The 17,665-nt window shown below is 72.8% G+C and carries 16 protein-coding genes; 8 read left to right on the top strand and 8 right to left on the bottom strand.

Annotated elements, in window-relative coordinates; translation table 11 throughout:
- Positions 1-273 precede the first annotated feature (273 nt).
- From ACZ4FV_RS31085 to ACZ4FV_RS31070, 4 genes are read right to left on the bottom strand one after another with little or no spacing between them, the layout of a single operon-like run.
- The gene (locus ACZ4FV_RS31085) at positions 274-1,143 is read right to left on the bottom strand and encodes a 5-oxoprolinase subunit C family protein (RefSeq protein WP_465323809.1); all 870 of its coding nucleotides are present in this window, start codon (positions 1,141-1,143) and stop codon (positions 274-276) included.
- Positions 1,140-1,757: a 5-oxoprolinase subunit B family protein gene (locus ACZ4FV_RS31080; protein ID WP_402230914.1), complete on the bottom strand. Its 618-nt coding sequence runs from the start codon at positions 1,755-1,757 to the stop codon at positions 1,140-1,142. The genes ACZ4FV_RS31085 and ACZ4FV_RS31080 overlap by 4 nt, the downstream gene beginning before the upstream one ends.
- Positions 1,754-2,518, bottom strand: coding sequence for a LamB/YcsF family protein (locus tag ACZ4FV_RS31075; RefSeq protein ID WP_395858600.1), 765 nt, complete (start codon positions 2,516-2,518; stop codon positions 1,754-1,756). Before ACZ4FV_RS31075 ends, ACZ4FV_RS31080 begins: the two co-directional genes overlap by 4 nt.
- Positions 2,515-3,237, bottom strand: a complete 723-nt coding sequence (locus ACZ4FV_RS31070) for a GntR family transcriptional regulator (protein ID WP_395858598.1) — start codon at positions 3,235-3,237, stop codon at positions 2,515-2,517. The genes ACZ4FV_RS31075 and ACZ4FV_RS31070 overlap by 4 nt, the downstream gene beginning before the upstream one ends.
- Before the next feature lie 154 nt (positions 3,238-3,391).
- Here ACZ4FV_RS31070 and ACZ4FV_RS31065 point away from each other — a divergent pair, with 154 nt between their 5' ends.
- Genes ACZ4FV_RS31065 through pcp form a run of 3 tightly spaced genes read left to right on the top strand, consistent with a single transcriptional unit; the run spans position 3,392 to position 5,816 of the window.
- Positions 3,392-4,153, top strand: a complete 762-nt coding sequence (locus ACZ4FV_RS31065) for a DUF969 domain-containing protein (protein WP_395858597.1) — start codon at positions 3,392-3,394, stop codon at positions 4,151-4,153.
- Positions 4,150-5,118 carry a DUF979 domain-containing protein gene (locus ACZ4FV_RS31060; protein WP_395858596.1) on the top strand — a complete coding sequence of 323 codons (969 nt, stop codon included), beginning with the start codon at positions 4,150-4,152 and terminating at the stop codon, positions 5,116-5,118. Before ACZ4FV_RS31065 ends, ACZ4FV_RS31060 begins: the two co-directional genes overlap by 4 nt.
- A gap of 53 nt (positions 5,119-5,171) precedes the next feature.
- The gene (gene pcp, locus ACZ4FV_RS31055; RefSeq protein WP_402230910.1) at positions 5,172-5,816 is read left to right on the top strand and encodes a pyroglutamyl-peptidase I; all 645 of its coding nucleotides are present in this window, start codon (positions 5,172-5,174) and stop codon (positions 5,814-5,816) included.
- 15 nt (positions 5,817-5,831) lie between these two features.
- On the opposite strand, the gene ACZ4FV_RS31050 is transcribed toward pcp, so the two are convergent.
- The gene (locus ACZ4FV_RS31050; RefSeq protein ID WP_465323808.1) at positions 5,832-6,488 is read right to left on the bottom strand and encodes a hypothetical protein; all 657 of its coding nucleotides are present in this window, start codon (positions 6,486-6,488) and stop codon (positions 5,832-5,834) included.
- 530 nt (positions 6,489-7,018) lie between these two features.
- On the opposite strand from ACZ4FV_RS31050, the gene ACZ4FV_RS31045 reads away from it, so the two are divergent.
- Positions 7,019-7,588 (top strand): hypothetical protein, encoded by a 570-nt coding sequence (locus ACZ4FV_RS31045; protein WP_395858593.1) that lies wholly within the window; start codon positions 7,019-7,021, stop codon positions 7,586-7,588.
- Between the two features lie 174 nt (positions 7,589-7,762).
- Positions 7,763-8,452, top strand: coding sequence for a class F sortase (locus ACZ4FV_RS31040; protein ID WP_402230902.1), 690 nt, complete (start codon positions 7,763-7,765; stop codon positions 8,450-8,452).
- A gap of 720 nt (positions 8,453-9,172) precedes the next feature.
- On the opposite strand, the gene ACZ4FV_RS31035 is transcribed toward ACZ4FV_RS31040, so the two are convergent.
- Both ACZ4FV_RS31035 and ACZ4FV_RS31030 read right to left on the bottom strand, forming a co-directional pair.
- The gene (locus tag ACZ4FV_RS31035; RefSeq protein WP_395858591.1) at positions 9,173-10,954 is read right to left on the bottom strand and encodes a histidinol-phosphatase; all 1,782 of its coding nucleotides are present in this window, start codon (positions 10,952-10,954) and stop codon (positions 9,173-9,175) included.
- 205 nt (positions 10,955-11,159) lie between these two features.
- On the bottom strand, positions 11,160-11,861 hold the full coding sequence (locus tag ACZ4FV_RS31030) for a DUF2306 domain-containing protein (RefSeq protein ID WP_402230899.1): 702 nt from the start codon (positions 11,859-11,861) through the stop codon (positions 11,160-11,162).
- A gap of 157 nt (positions 11,862-12,018) precedes the next feature.
- On the opposite strand from ACZ4FV_RS31030, the gene ACZ4FV_RS31025 reads away from it, so the two are divergent.
- Positions 12,019-13,065, top strand: a complete 1,047-nt coding sequence (locus tag ACZ4FV_RS31025; RefSeq protein WP_395858589.1) for a sensor histidine kinase — start codon at positions 12,019-12,021, stop codon at positions 13,063-13,065.
- Positions 13,062-13,724 carry a response regulator gene (locus ACZ4FV_RS31020; RefSeq protein ID WP_395858588.1) on the top strand — a complete coding sequence of 221 codons (663 nt, stop codon included), beginning with the start codon at positions 13,062-13,064 and terminating at the stop codon, positions 13,722-13,724. Before ACZ4FV_RS31025 ends, ACZ4FV_RS31020 begins: the two co-directional genes overlap by 4 nt.
- Positions 13,725-13,802: 78 nt before the next feature.
- Here ACZ4FV_RS31020 and fusA read toward each other — a convergent pair whose 3' ends face one another.
- Positions 13,803-15,923 carry an elongation factor G gene (gene fusA / locus ACZ4FV_RS31015; RefSeq protein WP_402230894.1) on the bottom strand — a complete coding sequence of 707 codons (2,121 nt, stop codon included), beginning with the start codon at positions 15,921-15,923 and terminating at the stop codon, positions 13,803-13,805.
- A 1,157-nt stretch (positions 15,924-17,080) separates the two neighbouring features.
- On the opposite strand from fusA, the gene ACZ4FV_RS31010 reads away from it, so the two are divergent.
- Entirely contained in the window at positions 17,081-17,554 is a 474-nt protein-coding gene (locus tag ACZ4FV_RS31010; RefSeq protein WP_402230892.1) for a hypothetical protein, read from the top strand.
- Positions 17,555-17,665 lie beyond the last annotated feature (111 nt).

The raw sequence follows: 17,665 nt of genomic DNA, 5'->3' as shown, positions 1-17,665 counted from the left end.
AACGAATGCCTCCGGTCGTGAGGAACTCACGTTCGCGGCGGTCGAGTTGCCGGTCACCTGCGGCGGAGTACCGGACCGACGCACCGGCGTCGCCGGTGCGCGGTGCCGGTGAGGCACACACGAAAGCGCCGCGCCGTCGATGCACGATGCCGGTGAATCGCACGGAAGCGCCTGTGCGGTCGGTGCGCGGTGACGACGACGATGATGACGGCGAGCGTGGGCGCCCGTGCCCTCGGCACGTGGTGACGGCGCCGCGGACGGGCGCCCGCGCCGTCAGCGCGCGGTGACGGTGAAGCGCACCGGAGTGCCCGGAACCGCCTGGGCGGCGTGGGCGAGGTACTCCTCGGGGACCACGCCGATCACCGGATAGCCGCCGGTGACGGGGTGATCGGCCAGGAAGAGCACCGGACGCCCGTCCGGAGGCACCTGAACCGCACCCAACACCATTCCCTCGCTGGGCAGTTCGTCGGTGCGTGCCCAGCTCAGCGCAGGTCCCTCGGTGCGCAGCCCGATCCGGTTGCTCGCCGACGCCACCGTGTAGCGCGCGGCTCCGAGCGAGGCGAGGGCGCCGGGAGTGAACCAGTCCTGCCGGGGGCCCGGGATCAGCGGCAGCACCAGTTCGGTGGGCGGCCCCGGCCGCCGCGAGACGTCCGCGCCCGCCGGAGTGGGTCCGGACGGCTCGCCCAGCGCGAGCACGTCGCCGTCGGCGAGCGGCGCCGGTCCCAGGCCGGACAGCAGGTCGGTGGAGCGGCTGCCCAGGATCGGCTCGACCGCCACCCCGCCGGCGAAGGCCAGATACCCGCGCAGCCCGGCGGTCGCGGGGCCGACGTCCAGCACGGCACCGGCCGGCACCCGGATCGCCGCGCCCCACGCGACCGGGCGGCCCTGTACCCGGACCGTGCAGGGTGCGCCGACCACCGCGGCCACGGTGGTCGTGCGCACCCGCACGGCGGTGCCGGTCAGCGTGGTCTCCAGGGTCGCCGCGCCGGACGGATTGCCGACCAGATGGTTGGCATGGCGGTGCGCGGGCTGGTCCAGGGCCCCCGAGCGTGGCACACCCAGGTGCGCGAACCCGTCCCGGCCCAGGTCCTGAACGGTGGTCAGGGCCCCGGCCCGGACCACCTCGACGGCGCGCGCGTTCATCGCTCCACCGCCACGAAACGCACCCGGACGCCGGGCGCGAACAACGCGGCGGGCTCCCGGGCGGCGTCCCACAACACCGCGTCGGTGCTGCCGATCAACTGCCAGCCGCCGGGCGACGAGCGCGGGTACACGCCCGCGTACTCGCCGGCCAGCGCCAGCGAGCCGACCGGCACGGACGTGCGCGGGGTGGCCCGGCGGGCCAGGTGGTAGCGCTCGGGCAGGCCGGTCAGGTAGCCGAAACCGGGCGCGAAGCCGCAGAACGCGACGCGGAAGGTGATCCCGCCGACGATCTCGGGGACGCGTTCGACCGGCACCCGCCACAGGTCGGCCACCTCGGCCAGGTCGGGCCCGTCGTAGCGGACCGCGATCTCGATCCGGTCGCCCGCCTCGGCGGACAGCGGCGGGATCCGCCAGCCGGGCACGTCGGCGGCCAGCGCGGCGGGGTCCGCGAGCCCGTCGAGCAGCACGGTGCGCGCGGCCGGGACGATCTCGCGTACCGCCGGCAGCGTGCCCGCGGCGCGTCGGCGAAGCAGCTCGGCGTGCAGCGCCTCGGCCCGGTCGGCCGTGTCCACCTCCAGGAGCAGCGCGTGTCGGCCCACCGGCAAGGCCCTCACGCGAACGGCTCCAGGGACACTCCGGCGGCCGACAGCGCGCGGCGGACCCGCAGCGCCAGCTCGGCCGCGCCCGGGGTGTCGCCGTGCAGGCACAACGACCGGGCCGAGACGGCGACCCGCTCTCCCGTGATGGCGACGACGGCGCCCTCACGCGCCATCGTCAACGAGCGGGACACGACCCGGTCGCCGTCCTGGACGACGGCACCGGGCTCCCCGCGCGGCACCAGGGTGCCCTGCGCGGTGTATGCGCGGTCCGCGAACGCCTCGGGTACGCAAGGCAGTCCGGCGGACTCGGCGGCTTCGAGCAGACGTGAGCCGGGCAGCCCCAGAACCGGCAGCGCACCACCGGCCAGCAACACGCCGGCGACCACCGCGCCGGCCTGATCCCCGTCCCACACCGTGCGGTTGTACAACGCGCCATGCGGCTTGACATAGGCCACACGGGCTCCGGCGGCGCGCGCGAACACCTCCAACGCGCCGATCTGATAAGCCACTTCGGCGGCCAGCTCGGCGGCCGGCACGTCCATCGCGCGGCGGCCGAAACCGGCCAGGTCGCGGTAGGAGACCTGCGCGCCGATCCGCACGCCGCGTTCGGCGGCCAGTTCGCACACCCGGCGCATGGTGACCGGATCCCCGGCGTGGAAACCGCATGCGACGTTGGCGCTGGTCACCGCGGACAGCAGCGCCTCGTCGTCGGTCAGCGTCCAGCGACCGAAGCCCTCGCCCAGGTCGGCGTTGAGGTCGATCACGGTGTCACTCACGCGCCGTCCATTCGCATCGCCGCGCAGATCATCTCGCACGCGTCGTCCAGATACCGCTCCAGGACCACCGCCGCGCCGGGCGTGTCGCCGGCCGTGAGCAGGTCGACGATCTCCCGGTTGCGCCGCAGGAACGGCTCGTGCAGCGCGCGGGCCGAGGGCATGGCCAGGAAGGCCAGGCGCAGTTCGGCGATCAGCCGGGTCATGTACTCGTCCAGGCGCGGGCTGCCCGCGAGCGCGACCAGCGCCCGGTGGAAGCGCAGGTCGGCGGTGCCGACCTCGGGCCAGTCGCCGATCTCGGCCGCGGCCTCGCCGCCGGCGACCGCCGCGTGCAGCGTGGCGAGCCGTTCCGGGCCGGCCGACGCGGCTGCTCGCAGGCCGGTACCCTCCAGGGCCCGACGGACCGCGTAGATGTCGGTCACATCGTCGGGGTCGAGCATCCGGACGAAGACGCCGCGATTCATCTCGTGGACGACCAGGCGGCCGTCCACCAGCGTGCGGAACGCCTCGCGCAACGTGTTGCGGGAGACGCCGAGGGCCGCGCCCAGGGCCTGTTCGGACAGTCGGGTGCCGGGTGGCAGCGCGCCCTCGGCGATGCGATCCCGCAACACCTCGGCGACGCGTTGTGCGGTGCCGGCGCGTCCGAGCAGGTCGCGATCGGCGGCAAGGCGTCCGAGCGTGTCGTCGGCCGACGGCCGGGCGAGGTCGACGTCTTGGCCCATGTGGGGTCCCCCAGAATGCGACGAGCGGTGCGGGAGGAGTAGATCAAGTTCCCGTACCGTTCACAAGGTCTTGTGGGATTGTTCAACAATAGCTTAGCCTCCTCGGCACCTCCTCGTCCCCCTGTTCGAGGACCCGAGCGTGGAAGGCTGCGCAATGATTGTGCTCCTCGGCGTCCTACTGGTGATCGTAGGGTTCGCCACACGACGCAACCCCCTGCTGGTGGTCGGTGTCTCCGGCGTGGCCACCGGCCTGCTCGGTGACCTGTCACCGCGCGAAGTGCTCGCCGCCTTCGGCAACGGCTTCGCGTCCAGCCGGGGCGTGACGATCTTCGCGATCACCCTGCCGGTGATCGGCCTGCTGGAGCGCAACGGCCTCCAGGAGCAGGCCCGGACCCTGATCGCACGGTTCGGCAAGCTCACCACCGGGCGCTTCCTGGTGTTGTACCTGGGCCTGCGCCAAGTCACCGCCGCCGTCGGCCTGGTCAGCCTGGGCGGCCCGGCCCAGACGGTCCGGCCGCTGGTGGTTCCGATGGCCGAGGGCGCCGCCGAGCGCAGCCACGGCGCGCTCCCGGACAAGACGCGCGAGAAGATCCGTTCGCACGCCGCCGGCGCCGACAACGTCGGCCTGTTCTTCGGCGAGGACTGCTTCCTCGCGGTCGGCTCGATCCTGCTGATCACCGGCTTCGTGAACACCACCTACCACCAGCACATCGAGCCGCTGCACGTGGCGCTGTGGGCGATTCCCACCGCCGTCTTCGCGTTCCTCATCCACGGCGGACGACTGCTGCGGCTGGACCGCACGCTGGCCCGCGAGTTCGCGGCGGTGTCCGCCGCCGGGCCGCCCGCCGAGACCGCCGCCGTATCCGCCGCCGCAGGTTCCGCCGCCGGCACCGTCGCCGAGGGGAAGCTCAAGTGATCAAGGTCGAGTGGTTCTTCTGGCTCGTCGGCGCCGTCTTCCTGGTGATGGCCGCGCAGATGCTCGTGGACCGCAGCAATCCCAAGCGATTCGGCAGCGCCGCGTTCTGGGGCCTGCTCGGCGCGGGTTTCATCTACAGCACGCGGGTCGTGGAGAAGACCTCCCCGGCCGAACCGCTGGGCGTGGCCGTACTGGTGATGGTGTGTCTGGCCGGCTTCGGCTTCACCGGCAAGGGCACCGTGCACACCACCGACCGCGAGCAACGGGTGGCCATCGCCGCCCGACTCGGCAGCCGGATCTTCATCCCGGCACTGACCATCCCCGTGGTGGCGATGGTGTGCGCGGTGCTCGTGAAGAAGTGGCACATCGGTTCCGAACCGATCCTGCAAAAGGGCAGCGAGACCATCCTGGGCCTGGGAGTCGGCGCGATCGTCGCGCTCGTGGTGGGCATGCTCGTGGTCCGCGAGAAGCGGGTCAGCGTGCCGATCCACGAGGGCCGTTCGATGCTGGAGGCGATGGGTTGGGCCCTGCTGCTGCCGCAACTCCTGGCCACCCTCGGCTCGATATTCCAGGTCTCGGGGGTCGGCAAGCAGGTCGGCGTGATCACCTCGAAGGTGTTGCCGGACGGCAAGATCTACATCGCGGTGATCGTGTACTGCCTGGGCATGTTCCTGTTCACCACGATCATGGGCAACGCGTTCGCCGCGTTCCCGGTGATGACCGCGGCGGTCGGCTGGCCGGTGCTGGTGGTCGAGGGCGGCGGCGACCCGGCGGTGGTCCTCGCGCTGGGCATGCTCGCCGGCTTCTGCGGCACGCTGTGCACCCCGATGGCGGCCAACTTCAACATCGTTCCCGCGGCACTGCTGGGACTCAAGGACCAGTACGGACCGATCAAGGCGCAACTGCCCACGGCGGGCGCGCTGCTGGTCGTCAACATCGGCATCATGTCGGCATTCGCCTTCTGAGCCGACCGCACTCCGCCCCTCCACCCGCCCAGCCGTCCCAGGAGACAGCAGCCATGACCCGCGTACTCGTCACCGGATTCGACACCTTCGCCGGTGAGGCCACCAACCCCTCGTGGGAGGCGGTCCGCCTGCTCGCGGACCTGCCCGAACCGGGCCTGGAGGTCACGGCGGTACGGCTGTCCTGCGTGTACGGGGTCGCGTTGGAGGAACTGCGGGCAGCCGTGGAGCGGGTAGATCCCGACCTGGTGCTGTGTGTGGGCCAGGCCGGCGGCCGGCCGGACGTCACCGTGGAACGCGTCGCGATCAACGTCGACGACGCGCGGATCCCGGACAACGCCGGCCGGCAGCCGATCGACGTCCCCATCGTCGAGGCCGGTCCCGCCGCGTACTTCGCCACGCTGCCGGTCAAGGCGTGCGTGGCCGCGGCCCGCGCGGTAGGGGTGCCCGCGTCGGTGTCGCAGACCGCGGGCACCTTCGTCTGCAACCACGTCTTCTACGGGCTGATGCACCTGCTCGCCACCGAACGCCCGACCACCCGGGGCGGCTTCGTGCACGTCCCGTACTCCTCCGACCAGGTCACCGAGCGTGCGGCCCCCTCCCTCCCGCTGCCCACGATCGCCGCCGGCCTGCGCGCCGTGATGACCACGGCCGCGACCCGCACCCAAGACATCACCGCCGCCGGCGGCGCCACCCACTGAATCCAGGCCGTCCGGTCAGGCGTCCGCGGCCGACCAGAACACCCCGACCTCGTCCTCGGCGACCACGACCGGTCCGACATCGCCGGCCACCGTCACCAGGCCGTTCGAGCAGCGCACGGGGTCGTGGTCGCGGGCCGCCAACGGGGTGGGGCTGTCGTTGGCGTAGTAGCGGGCGCGGCGACCGAAGCGGCCGAGCAGCGTCTCCGCGGCCTCGATCGCCCGCTCGTCGGCACGGGCGACCGCCTCCCACGCGAGTGTCCTGAGGCACTCCGAAGCCGCGCGCCAACCCACCTCGTTCAATTGCGCCATCAGCGTGTGCCCGTCGGTGACGGTGAACTCGACCCAGTCGGTGACCAGATTCGCCCATCCGCGCGGGTCACCGTCGTACGTCACGGTCGCGAACCACGAGCGGGGGCCGCGTGCCCGCCGATCCGGCTCGGGCAACTCCGGGTTGTGTCGCCGCATCACCTCCGCGGCCACCCGCGCCCAACCCCGGTTGTCGGGCAGGTCCGCGACAGGGAACGGATACGTGTCCGCGAGCTCCAGCGCGGACGAGCGCCACGGACTCCGACGCGATCCCCGGGCCGCGACGCGAACCACCTTGAGGTGGTCCCGCAACTCGCCCGACGCGGCCTCCCAGGCCACGGCCTCCCGTGTCGTGCCGGCGCTCATGACCGCGAAACGATCACGACCCGGGACCTGTTCCCACCGGCGGCGCGCCCCGGTCGATACTGGTGATCGGTCATCGCGCTCGCTCCCGAAGCCGATGGCTCGAGGGTCCGGGCCGACCGCCGACGCGTCCCCGACCGGCATCGCACGCCGGATGCGGCCGTCGGGCACCGGGGCGGCATCGCGACAGGACCCGCCACCGCGCGTCGCGGTTCGGCGAAACCCGGGTCATCGACGAAGGACCCAAGCCGGGGGAACGGCCTCGAATCCCGACGCCGGAACGCCTCGCGGCGTCGGTGGTCACCCGTTCGGGTAGGCCGGCGCCGAGTTGTGCGAACCGCGCTCGCGGACCCGGTCTCGCGCGGAAACTCCGGGGCCGTGCGCGTGACACAGTGTAGCCGGCCAGCCTCGCCACGGCATTCTCGGCATGCGTGGGGTCGGACGCCCGGCTTGGCTGGAGGTCGCGAGCACGGCTGTCCCAGCGGTAGGTCGCTACCGCGTCCGGGCTCGCCGGAGGTTGCATCATGCGTTCGATGAACAGGCTTGCGGGCGCCGCGCTGCTCGGCACGAGCCTCGCGCTGGCCGCCCCGGCGGTCGGCCACGCCGCCCCCGCCCGGTCCCAGGTCAACCCGGCCGACTGCGCGAAGGCGGTCGCCGCCGCGGCGAAGGCCCAACTGCAGTACGACGCCGCGCTCGCGGAATACGGCAAGGACGCGGCCGCCGCCGGCGGGAAGCCCGACAGGTCCCGGCAGGAGCAACTCGACCGCGCCAAGCACGAGTTCGACGCCGCGGCATCGGCCGCCGCCAAGGCGTGCCCGAAGGTCGAGTCCGCCGGCGAGAAGAACGGTTCCGGCGAGAAGGCCGGCACCGGCGAGAGCGGCCACGACAAGGACCGCGCGGACTCCGCCGAGGATGCGCAAGGCGGCACCGGCGGGTACCAGGGCAGCCACGCCGCGGCTCCCTCGGGCAGCATGCACACCGGTGCCGGCGGGACCTCCACCGGCGCCGGCGGCAGCGAGATCGCACTCGGCGCCGGCCTGTTCGCGGCCGGCGCCGGCGTCCTCGTGCTGCATCGTCGTCGACGCGCGGGCGGCCGGATCTGAGCGGATCCTTCCCGGCCGCAACGCCGCAGCACCGCAACGCCGCAACGCCGCAGTACCGCGTTCCCGCACCGCCCGACCACGGTCGCGCGGTGCGGGAACCGGGCGGAACACACCCACCACGCGGGCGACTTCAGGCCGAGGCCGGTCGCCGGGCACAGTTGTTCGGGAGCATTCGTGGAACCTTCGGCGCCGGCCGACGCCGCACCCGAGCGCAAGCGCGGCAGGGGACCGGTGGGCGCCGCCGCAGCCGCGATGTGCCTGGGTCTCGTACTGATCGTCAACGGCACCGGGGCCGTCGACCCGCCGCCGCAGCCCGGCCAGGCCCGGGTCTATCCGGACCAGCCGCGCCCGGCGCCGCACGATCCGCCTCCGCTGGCCCCCCTGCCGACCGCGGCGCCGATCCGGGTGCGGATCCCGGCGATCTCGGTGGACGCCCCGCTGACCGGGCTGGCGCTCGAGGACGGCGGCCGACTCGCGGCCCCGCCGGACGACGAGGGCAATCTCGCCGGCTGGTACCGCGAGGGCACCGCGCCGGGGGCCGGCGGCACCGCGATCATGGCCGGACACGTGGACACCCGGCAGGGTCCGGCGGTCTTCTACCACCTCGGCGAGCTGCGCCGGGGGAACACCGTCGAGGTCGATCGGGCCGACGGCGACACCGCGATCTTCACCATCGACGCCATCGAGGTCTATCGCGCCGAACGATTCCCCGATCGACGGGTCTACGGTGCCGCGAAAGGGGCGGAGTTGCGGCTGATCACGTGCGGGGCGGGCTTCGACGAGGTCGAACAGCGCTACCGGGGCAACGTGGTCGCGTTCGCCCACCTGACCGGCCGCCGCCCGGCCGACGCACCGGACGGATGACATGCCGCCGCCCCGCCGACCGGGTGGCCGTCGGGGCGGGCGAACAGCGTTGCGATTCGGATCAGTTGGCCGTACCCGCGGCGACGGCGAGCTTGTTCGTGTCCGCCTGGTCCGTGTCCGTGTCCGTGTCCGCGCCGGCGCGTCGGACCCGGACGCGTCGGACCTGGGCTCGCGCATCAGGATCAGGGCGAGTGCGGCGGCGGCCCGGAAGTCGGCGGCGCCGGCCCGGAAGCCGGCCGACATCGCGCTGGTGAAGGCCTCGCGGGCGGCGTCCGCCAACCCGTGGTCACCGGAGGCGACCAGGATCCGGCACGGGTCCGCGACGAGAACTTCGACGACGGCCTCCAGCGCGTGCCGGACGGCTTGGCCCTTCGGCTGGGCCAGGTCCTGTCCGGCGGATCCTGGTGGGTCCGCGCCGCCCGGCACCGCGCCTCGCCGCACCGGAGAAACAGCCGAAGAGAACCACTATGCGGCTGCTTCTCCGGCACGCCGATGCACGGCATCCGCCCTTCGGGCTCCTCGCTGCGCTCACGACGCGGCCCGATCCACCAGGATCCGCCGGACAGGGCCTGTCCGCACCGGCGGGTCCCGCGGTCCGGCCGCGGTCCCCGGCGGCGCATCATCGAATGCTCGGCCGGGTCCCGGCGCGCACCGGTACCCGGCTCGCGGCCGAGGCCGGGGATCGATGATCCCCGGCCTCGGCCGTGCCGTGCGCGTCGGTCAGTCCCGGTGCGAGCCCTTGACGTCGACGAAGATCGGGTTGCTGTAGAACCAGATGTCGCGCCACGGGTCGCCGTCGTTGTTCGGGTGCTGGATCGGCCCGGCCGGGTCGACCCGCGGACCGAACGGGCCGACGCCGTGCCGGTTTCCGTCGCTGCCCCGGAGCCGGATGTAGTACGGCTTGTTCCGGCGCGGCAGCTGCACCTTCAGGGTGTAGGTGCCGGTCCGGCCGGCCACGTCGATGCGCTTGCTCACGCGTGTGTCCGGGGCCTGCCACGAGTCGGCGTCGCGGGACTTGCCGGTGACGGTTCCGGTGATCACGTCCACATGCGCGAGTCGGGGAATCTCGCCGTGGTAGTTCGGCCGGCTCGCCGTGGTGACCCGGATGTAGAGCGTGGCGCCCCGGTTGGCCGCCAGCGGCAGCCGGCCGCCCAGGGTGACCGGCTCGGTGCGACCGTTGTCCGCGACCAGCCACACGTCCAGACCGTCCAGCAACTGGCCGTGGTCCACCCACACCCGCCCGGCGCGCAGGCCCGCCATCACGTCGCGGTAGCCGAAGCGCTCCACACCCACGTGGGTGCGGCTGAACTGCCCCGGCCAGAAGTCGCTGCCGGGCTGCGGGACCCCGGTGTCCACGGGCAGCGGCTTGGAGCCGAGATCGTCGAAGCCCTTGCCGGGCGGGTAGGCGCCGTCCGCGTAAGTGTCGAACATGGTGCGGTGGTTGTCCGAGTTCGAGGTGACCGACCACAGCCGGCCCTCGGCGAGCAACGCGTCCCACATGCCGCCGACCGTCGCGGTCATCCAGTCGAAGCCGCCGTGCGTGCGATAGCTCTCGATCGGGTACCTCGGCCAGCTCTGCGGCGACGGCGCGTTCTGGTACTCGCCGCGCTGGAAGCTGCCCGGCCCCGACTGCCCCTCGCGAAACTTCACCCATTCCGGGTCGGCGTTGGCCTGCGAACCGGGCGCGCCCTCGAAGCCGAGGAAGATCGACGGGTCCGCGTCCTGCCACGCGCGCAATTCGTGCGGGGAGACGATGCCCAGCCGGCTCGGGTGGTTGGCCAACACCAGCACGTCGTCCACGTAGCCCTCGCGCCGGCGCTGCCCGAGCCAGCGGATCGCCTCCACGGCCTTGGCCTCGTTTGCGGCGGTGGCCGGGTCGCCCACCGCGCCGACGTCGAACTTGTTCAGCTTCGCGTCGAACTTCAGCTCGAACTGCCGCAGCAGCTCCACCTCGTTGGCGCCGGGCGCGACCATCAGGGTGGCGTGCTCGGCGGCGGGCACGTACCACTCCAGGCCCTGGAAGATCAGGACCCGGGGGTTCTCCTTGCGTGCCTTGACGATCTCCTCGTGCTCGCGCTGGGCGCCGCCCGCGTTCGCGTGGCCGAAGTTGGCGTGCTCGGTGTAGACGATCCAGTCCAGGCCGAACTGGCGACCCTGCGCCGCCGACTGGGCGAAGCCGTACTTGGCGTCGTGGCTGTAGACGGTGTGCACGTGGTGGTCGCCCACCAGGTAGGCGTACTTGGCGGGCGGACCGTCGTGACCGGGACGCGAACTCGCCTGCACCCCGTCGTCGGACTCGGCCGCGGCGGCCGAGCCGGCGCCGACCGCACCGAGCGCCGACGCGCCCAGGAAACCGGCCCCGAACAGCCCCGCCCGACCGATCAGGCCGCGTCGGGACACGCCCTGCGCGTCGAGCCGGTCCTCGGCCACCTCCGGGTCGGCCCACTCGGGCAGTCGCACTGCGGGGTGATCGGGTTGGTTCGAGTGATCGGCGGTCGCCATGTGGGGTCCTTGCGGTCGGGGGCGTCGGGGGATGCCGCCGTGACGCTATGGGCCGCAGGTGGCGAACGGGCGACGAACATCCCGCGCGCACGTGACGGGCGGAATGATCTTCGGGTGCGCGCCCCCCGCGAGCCCGGGCCTTGCGACGAGACGGAGGGCCCCTGCTCGACGTCGCCGTGTTCCCTCCCCCGCACCGGGGCCCGTCTCACCCGGTCCGAACCAGCGAATCGGGTGTGTCGCCGGGACGCCGCCGCGACGTCGACCGGCCCCGCCCGTTCCGGCGCAGCAGCAGCTCGACCACGATCAGGTTGGGCACCCAGCACAGGAACGGGACCACCTTGTACGCGCTGTCGAAGTCGGTGAACGGGACCAGGATCACCAGCCACAGCCGCAACGTCACCGCCGCGTAGGTGAACGCGAAGGTCCGGTGCATCCACCGGCGGTGCTCCTCGACCGCGCCGCGCCGAATGGCCCGTACGGCCGCCAGCGCGCAGGTCGTCCACAACACCGCGAGCATGCCGAACCCGGCCGTGCCCACCGCGCCGGCGTAGCTCATCGGCGCGAGGGTCAGGCCGGCGACGCCGCCGACCACGATGCACGCCACCACCACCCGACCGCAGACCCGGTGCAGCCTCGGCGCGCGGGCCCGGGCACGGGCCGAGAGCTGTGCCGGGGACAACAGCAGGGCCACGGCGGCGGGCACGATGTGGGCGTAGAAGGCGGCGCGGACCCACGCGGGTCGGTCCGCGTAGTTCGCGGCGATGTCGCCGTCGTCCGCGGCCAGCTCGGCCAGTGAGGTGGTCAGGTAGGGCAGCGGCGCGAAGACCGCGATGGCCAGGGCCGTCAGGGCCAGCCACCAGACCCCCGCCGTGCGCCCTCGGGTCGAGTCGTGCGTCACCGCCGTCATGTCCGTGCGTCCTTTCGCTGCATGCCGGCAACGCTAGGAAGCACGGGGTGCCGCGCTCGCCCCTCGGGGCGGGGGAACCGTCTCCCTCCTGCGAGGGAGGGTGGTCTCCGCCGAGGGGAGGTGGACCGATCCGGCCCCGATCGGTGCAGGATGGGCCATGCGCATTTCCGACGCCTGGCTGACCGTGGCATTCGTGGTCTGCGCGGCCTCGGTGACCGTGTTCATGCCGGCCGGTTCGCCCTATCGCGGCCCGGACGCGGCCGGCCTGGCACTGGCGGTCGCGGCGGCGGTCTGCCTGTGGTGGCGCCGGACCGCGCCGGTCGTGGTGGTCGTCGTCGCGTCGGTGCTGGTGGTGGTCAACTCGGTGGCGGGTTATGCCACCACGGTGACCCAGTGGCCCGCGTGGATCTCGCTGTTCACCCTCTTCTCGCTGCGCGGCGCGCTCGATCGATGGGTCGGCGCGGTGGCGGGGCTGGCCGCGGTGAGCGGCTACGTGTTGTCCGATCGCGAACCGGTCGGCGCGGTGGAGGTGTTCAGCCTGTTGGTGTGCTTCCTGATCGCCACCGTCACCGGCGACGCGGCGCGCAGTCGACGGGCCGCCACCACCGCCGAGCACGCCCGGGTCCGGGCCGAGGAACGCACCGAGTTGGCCCGTGAGCTGCACGACTCGATCGGGCACGCGGTGAACGTGATGGTCATGCAGGCGGGGGTCGGCCGCCGGGTGTTCGCGGCGGATCCCGCCTTCGCGCGCGAGGCGCTCGGCAACATCGAGAGCGTGGGCCGCGAGGCGCTCGGTGAACTCGACCGTCTGGTCCGGGTGATGCACGCGGCCGAGCCGGTGACGGACCTGACCGGCCTGGTCGATCGGGTCCGGGCCGCCGGACGGGAGCTGCGGCTGGACGCCGCGGAGGTCACGATGAGCGCCGGTGTCGCCCGGGCACTGCACCGGATCGTCCAGGAGGCGCTGACCAACGCACTGCGCCACACCGAGGCGGGCCGGATCGACGTGCACCTGGCCCAGGTCGGCGCCACCGTGGTGCTGGAGATCGTCAACCACGGCGGAAACCTTCGGATCGGCCGGCCAGGTCGCGGTCTGGCCAACATGCGCGAACGCGCCCGCCTGGTCGGCGGCGAGGTGGAGGCGGGCCCGATCCGCACCGGATTCCGGGTACGCGCGACCCTGCCCGCACAGGCGCCCTCGTGATCCGGGTCCTGCTGGCCGACGACGACGCGCTGGTCCGCGGCGGCCTGAAGGCGCTGCTTCGGGCCGAGCCCGGCATCGAGGTGGTGGGCGAGGCCGCGAACGGCGTCGAGGCGGTGCGCGCCGCGCTCGCGCTGAAACCCGACGTGGTGGTGATGGACATCCGGATGCCGGTCCGCGACGGGGTCTCCGCCACCCGCGACCTGATGGCCGCGCCGGATCGCCCGAGGGTCCTGGTGCTCACCACGTTCGACCTGGACGAGGTGGTGGACGACGCGATCACCGCCGGCGCGGACGGATTCCTGCTCAAGCGGGCCACCCCCGAGGAACTGGTCACGGCGATCCGCGCGGTCGCCGCCGGCGACGCGGTGGTGTCGCCGGCGGTGGCCCGCAGGTTGTTCGCCTCGCACGCCGCGCGGGTGGGTCCCGACCACGAGCGCGCGGCCCGGCTCACCGAGCGTGAGGCGGACGTGCTGCGGGCGATGGCGCTGGGCCTGTCGAACACCGAGATCGCCCGTTCGCTGCACCTGTCCGTGGAGACGGTCAAGACGCACGTCAAACACGTGCTGGCCAAGCTCGACGTGCGCGATCGCACCCAGGCCGTGGTGTGGGCCTACCGGACGGGCTTCGCCTATCGCGGCACGTCCACCGTCGTGGAGTGAACCGGGATCCCGTCCCCCGGGACGGGACCCGGGTGCGGGGCTGCGCCCGCAGGCGGAGCCCCGCACCCTTCTCGACCGCTACGCCGTGCCGGCCTTGGCCAGGATCGTGTCCGCGACGTGTCCGGGCACCGGTGCGTACGAGTCGAACTCCATCGTGTAGCTCGCCCGACCCGAGGTCCGGCCCCGCAGGTCGCCCACGTAGCCGAACATCTCGGCGAGCGGCACCAGCGCGGCGACCACCTTGGCGCCGGAGCGCTCCGACATCGTCCTGACCTGTCCGCGACGGGCGTTGAGGTTGCCGATCACCTCACCGAGGTAGTCCTCGGGCGTGGTCACCTCCACCGCCATCATCGGTTCGAGCAGGGTCGGCGACGCCAGCCGCGCGGCCTCCTTGAAGGCCAGCGATCCGGCGATCCGGAAGGCCATCTCGGACGAGTCGACGTCGTGGAAGTCGCCGTCGAGCAGGGTGACCCGAAGTCCGGTGAGCGGGTAGCCGGCCAGCACCCCGAACTCCATCGCGGCCCGGCAGCCCGCGTCCACCGACGGGATGTACTCCTTCGGAATCCGCCCGCCGGTGATCTTGTCGACGAACTCGTAGCCGTCTCCCTCCAGTGGTTCGATCGCGATCCGGACCTTGGCGTACTGGCCCTTGCCGCCGGTCTGCTTCCGATAGGTGTAGTCGTGCCCGGGTACCGCCGCGCGCACCGTCTCGCGGTAGGCGACCCGTGGCCGGCCGACGTCGGCGGCCACGTCGAACTCCAGCCGCATCCGGTCGACCAGCACCTCCAGGTGCAGTTCGCCCATGCCCGATACGACGGTCTGGCCGGTGTCCCGGTCGGTCTTGACCCGGAACGACGGGTCCTCCTCGGCCAGGCGCTGGATGGCGGCGCCCAGCTTCTCCTGGTCGGCCCGGGACTTGGGCTCGATGGCCACCTCGATCACCGGGATCGGGAAGTCCATCGATTCCAGCACCACCGGGTGCGCCGGGTCGCACAGCGTCTCGCCGGTGGTGGTCTGGCGCAGCCCCATCACCGCGACGATGTCGCCCGCGCCCACGGACGCGATCTCCTCTCGTTTGGCGGCGTGCATTCGGTAGATCTTGCCGACCCGCTCCTTGCGGCCCTTGACCGAGTTCTGCACCTGGTCGCCGGTGCGGAGCCGGCCCGAGTACAGCCTGATGAAGGTCAGCTTGCCCAGGTGCGGATCACTCGCGATCTTGAACGCGAGGGCCGCGAGCGGCTGTTCGTCCGAGGGCAGGCGGACGACCTCGGGCCGCGTCGGGTCGACCGCGTGGCCCTCGATCGCCCGCACGTCCAGCGGGGACGGCAGGTAGCGTGCGACGGCGTCGAGCAGAGGTTGAACTCCCTTGTTCTTGAACGCTGTTCCACAGAGCACGGGGGTCACGGTGCGACCCTCGTGGAGACCGGAGGCGATGGTGATCCGGCGGATCGCGGCGTGCAACTGCGCCTCGGTGGGCTCCTCGCCCGCCAGGTACGGCTCCAACATCGCCTCGTCGTGTTCGGCCGCGGTCTCCAGCAGTCGGGCACGCCATTCGAGCGCGGTCGCGCGATGCGCGGCCGGGATCTCGACGTCCTCGTACGCCTCGCCCAGTCCGGTCTCGGCCGACCAGAGCAGGGCACGCATGCGCACCAGGTCGACGACGCCGCGGAAGTCGGCCTCGGCGCCGATCGGCAGTTGCAGCACCAGGGCCACCGCGCCCAGTCGTTCGCCGATCATCTCGACGCAGCGACGGAAGTCGGCGCCGGTGCGGTCGAGTTTGTTGACGAAGCAGATCCGGGGCACCCGATAGCGGTCCGCCTGACGCCACACCGTTTCCGACTGCGGCTCGACGCCGGCGACCCCGTCGAAGACGGTCACGGCGCCGTCGAGGACGCGCAGGCAGCGCTCGACCTCGACGGTGAAGTCGACGTGGCCGGGCGTGTCGATGAGGTTGATCCGGTGCCGCACACCCTCCAGTGTCCAGTCGCACGTGATCGCGGCGGACGTGATGGTGATGCCGCGATCGCGTTCCTGGGGCATCCAGTCCGTCGTGGTGGTGCCGGCGTGTACTTCGCCGATCCGGTGCGAGGCGCCCGTGTAGAACAGGATCCGCTCGGTGGTGGTGGTCTTGCCGGCGTCGATGTGGGCCATGATCCCGATGTTGCGGATGCCGGCGAGGTCGCGGGCGGTTCCGGTCATGACTGGTTCTTCTCTCCTGCTCGATGGATGGGTGGAGACGAATCCGGGCAGCCGCCATCGACCCGTGACCCCGTCGGCGAGACCCGGCACCCGGCGGCGCCGCGTGCGGTGGGCGAACGGTACGAAGGGGAAACGGACTTCGTCACATGGCAGGTGCGGTGCGGACGCAAGCGCAGACGCAGAGGCAGGCGCAAGCGCGGACACACAGGCAGGCGCAGGGGCCGCCGGGGCCGGTCGGGACACGACCGGGCACACCTCATCGACCCATGGGCGCACCGCGTGCAGCGGTCGACGACACCGGCGCGCGCCGTCGGGACGGCGTGGCGGTGTGGCCGGACCGGTGCGGCGCGGGGGCGCGGCATGGGGGCCGGTGAGGGTTCGACGTGCGCCGGCGAAGCCGGGACGAGCCGGGCTCAGCGCGGGGCGGCGGCCTTCGGGTCGGCTCGGTGGCGGCTGTGGCGTCGCGGGCCGGCGGGTGGGACGACGGGTGTCGTCCCCCTGGCTACCGGTGGCGAATCAGCCGCGAGGCGACCCGGAGCGATCGGGCCAACGGCCCTTCCACGGCTCCCGGTTCGACGTCGGACGCGCGCTTCGCGGCCGGGTGCCGAACGCGGGGCGCGGCGCTCCGATCCGCTTGCAGGTCACGTCCATGCGGCCACCATAGATCGACAACTCCGGCGCGGTCACCTGGATTTCCGGAGGGACCGGCCGAGGGGCCCGCGGGTGGGGAGGGTGATGGGTCGGCAGGCGGTTCCCGCACCCGCCGTCGGGCCGGGGCGTGCCGGTGTCGGATCGGGCTCGCCCACAGGAGAGCGGGCGAGGAAGCGATGCCGCACAGGGCGGCGAGGGCGCCCCGGTTGCCCGGTCAGGTGGCGGTCGGACCCACGGTCGGCGCCCGATCGCCCCCGGACGGGCCGCGGCGAACCGGTCGAGCGGCAGCGCGCAGGCGGCAGCACATCGGGTCATGCCGGGTCACGCCGAGTCGTGCGGGCGTCGCGCGATGTGGTCGAGTTCGGCGAAGTCGGCGTGTTCGAGCGCGGATGTGGGCAACAATGCGCGCAACGGCGGGCCCGGGAGGACGGACTCGGCGACGACACGGTTCGGGCGGGGCGCGCGTGGGTCCACCCGTCCCGGTGCGGACGGCTACGGGGGGCGGCGTGGAAGCGGAACTGATGACGCTGGCGACATCCGGCGCGACCACGATGGTGGGCCTGATGGTCTCCGAGTCCTGGGCTCAGGCCCGGGCCCGGATCGCCACCCTGTTCGGTCACGGGGATCCGGCCCGAGAGACCGAGATCGAGGAGGACCTCGAACTCTCGCAACGCGAGTTGATCGTGGCTCGGGACGCCGGCGACGACCTGGTGGCGGCGGACATCGAGGCCGAGTGGCGGACCAGGCTGCGTCGACTGCTGCGGGAGGATCCGGTCGTGGCGGCGGAACTGCGCGCGCTGCTGGACGAGTTGGCCCCGGCGGGAGAGGGCGGGTCGGGCGCGGTGCACAACACGATCAGTGGCGGGACCCAACTCGGTCCGGTCGTCCAGGGCCGGGACTTCGACAGATTGACCTTCAACGCGCCCGGAATCCCGCCATCGGTCGATCGGGACCCGGGCGGTCCGGGAGCGCGCCCCTGATCGAGGTCGCCGGATCGATCGGTGACGTGGTGCGCACCGGCCGTTGTCAAGACCGAGTGGGCCCGGTCCGCGCCGCCGTCTCGCCGCGCGCGGCGGGCCCGGGCGTACCAG

This window comes from Embleya sp. NPDC025285 (assembly GCF_055558835.1).
Note: the sequence above shows the minus strand (reverse complement) of the source record. Positions and strands in the feature narration are given on the sequence as shown.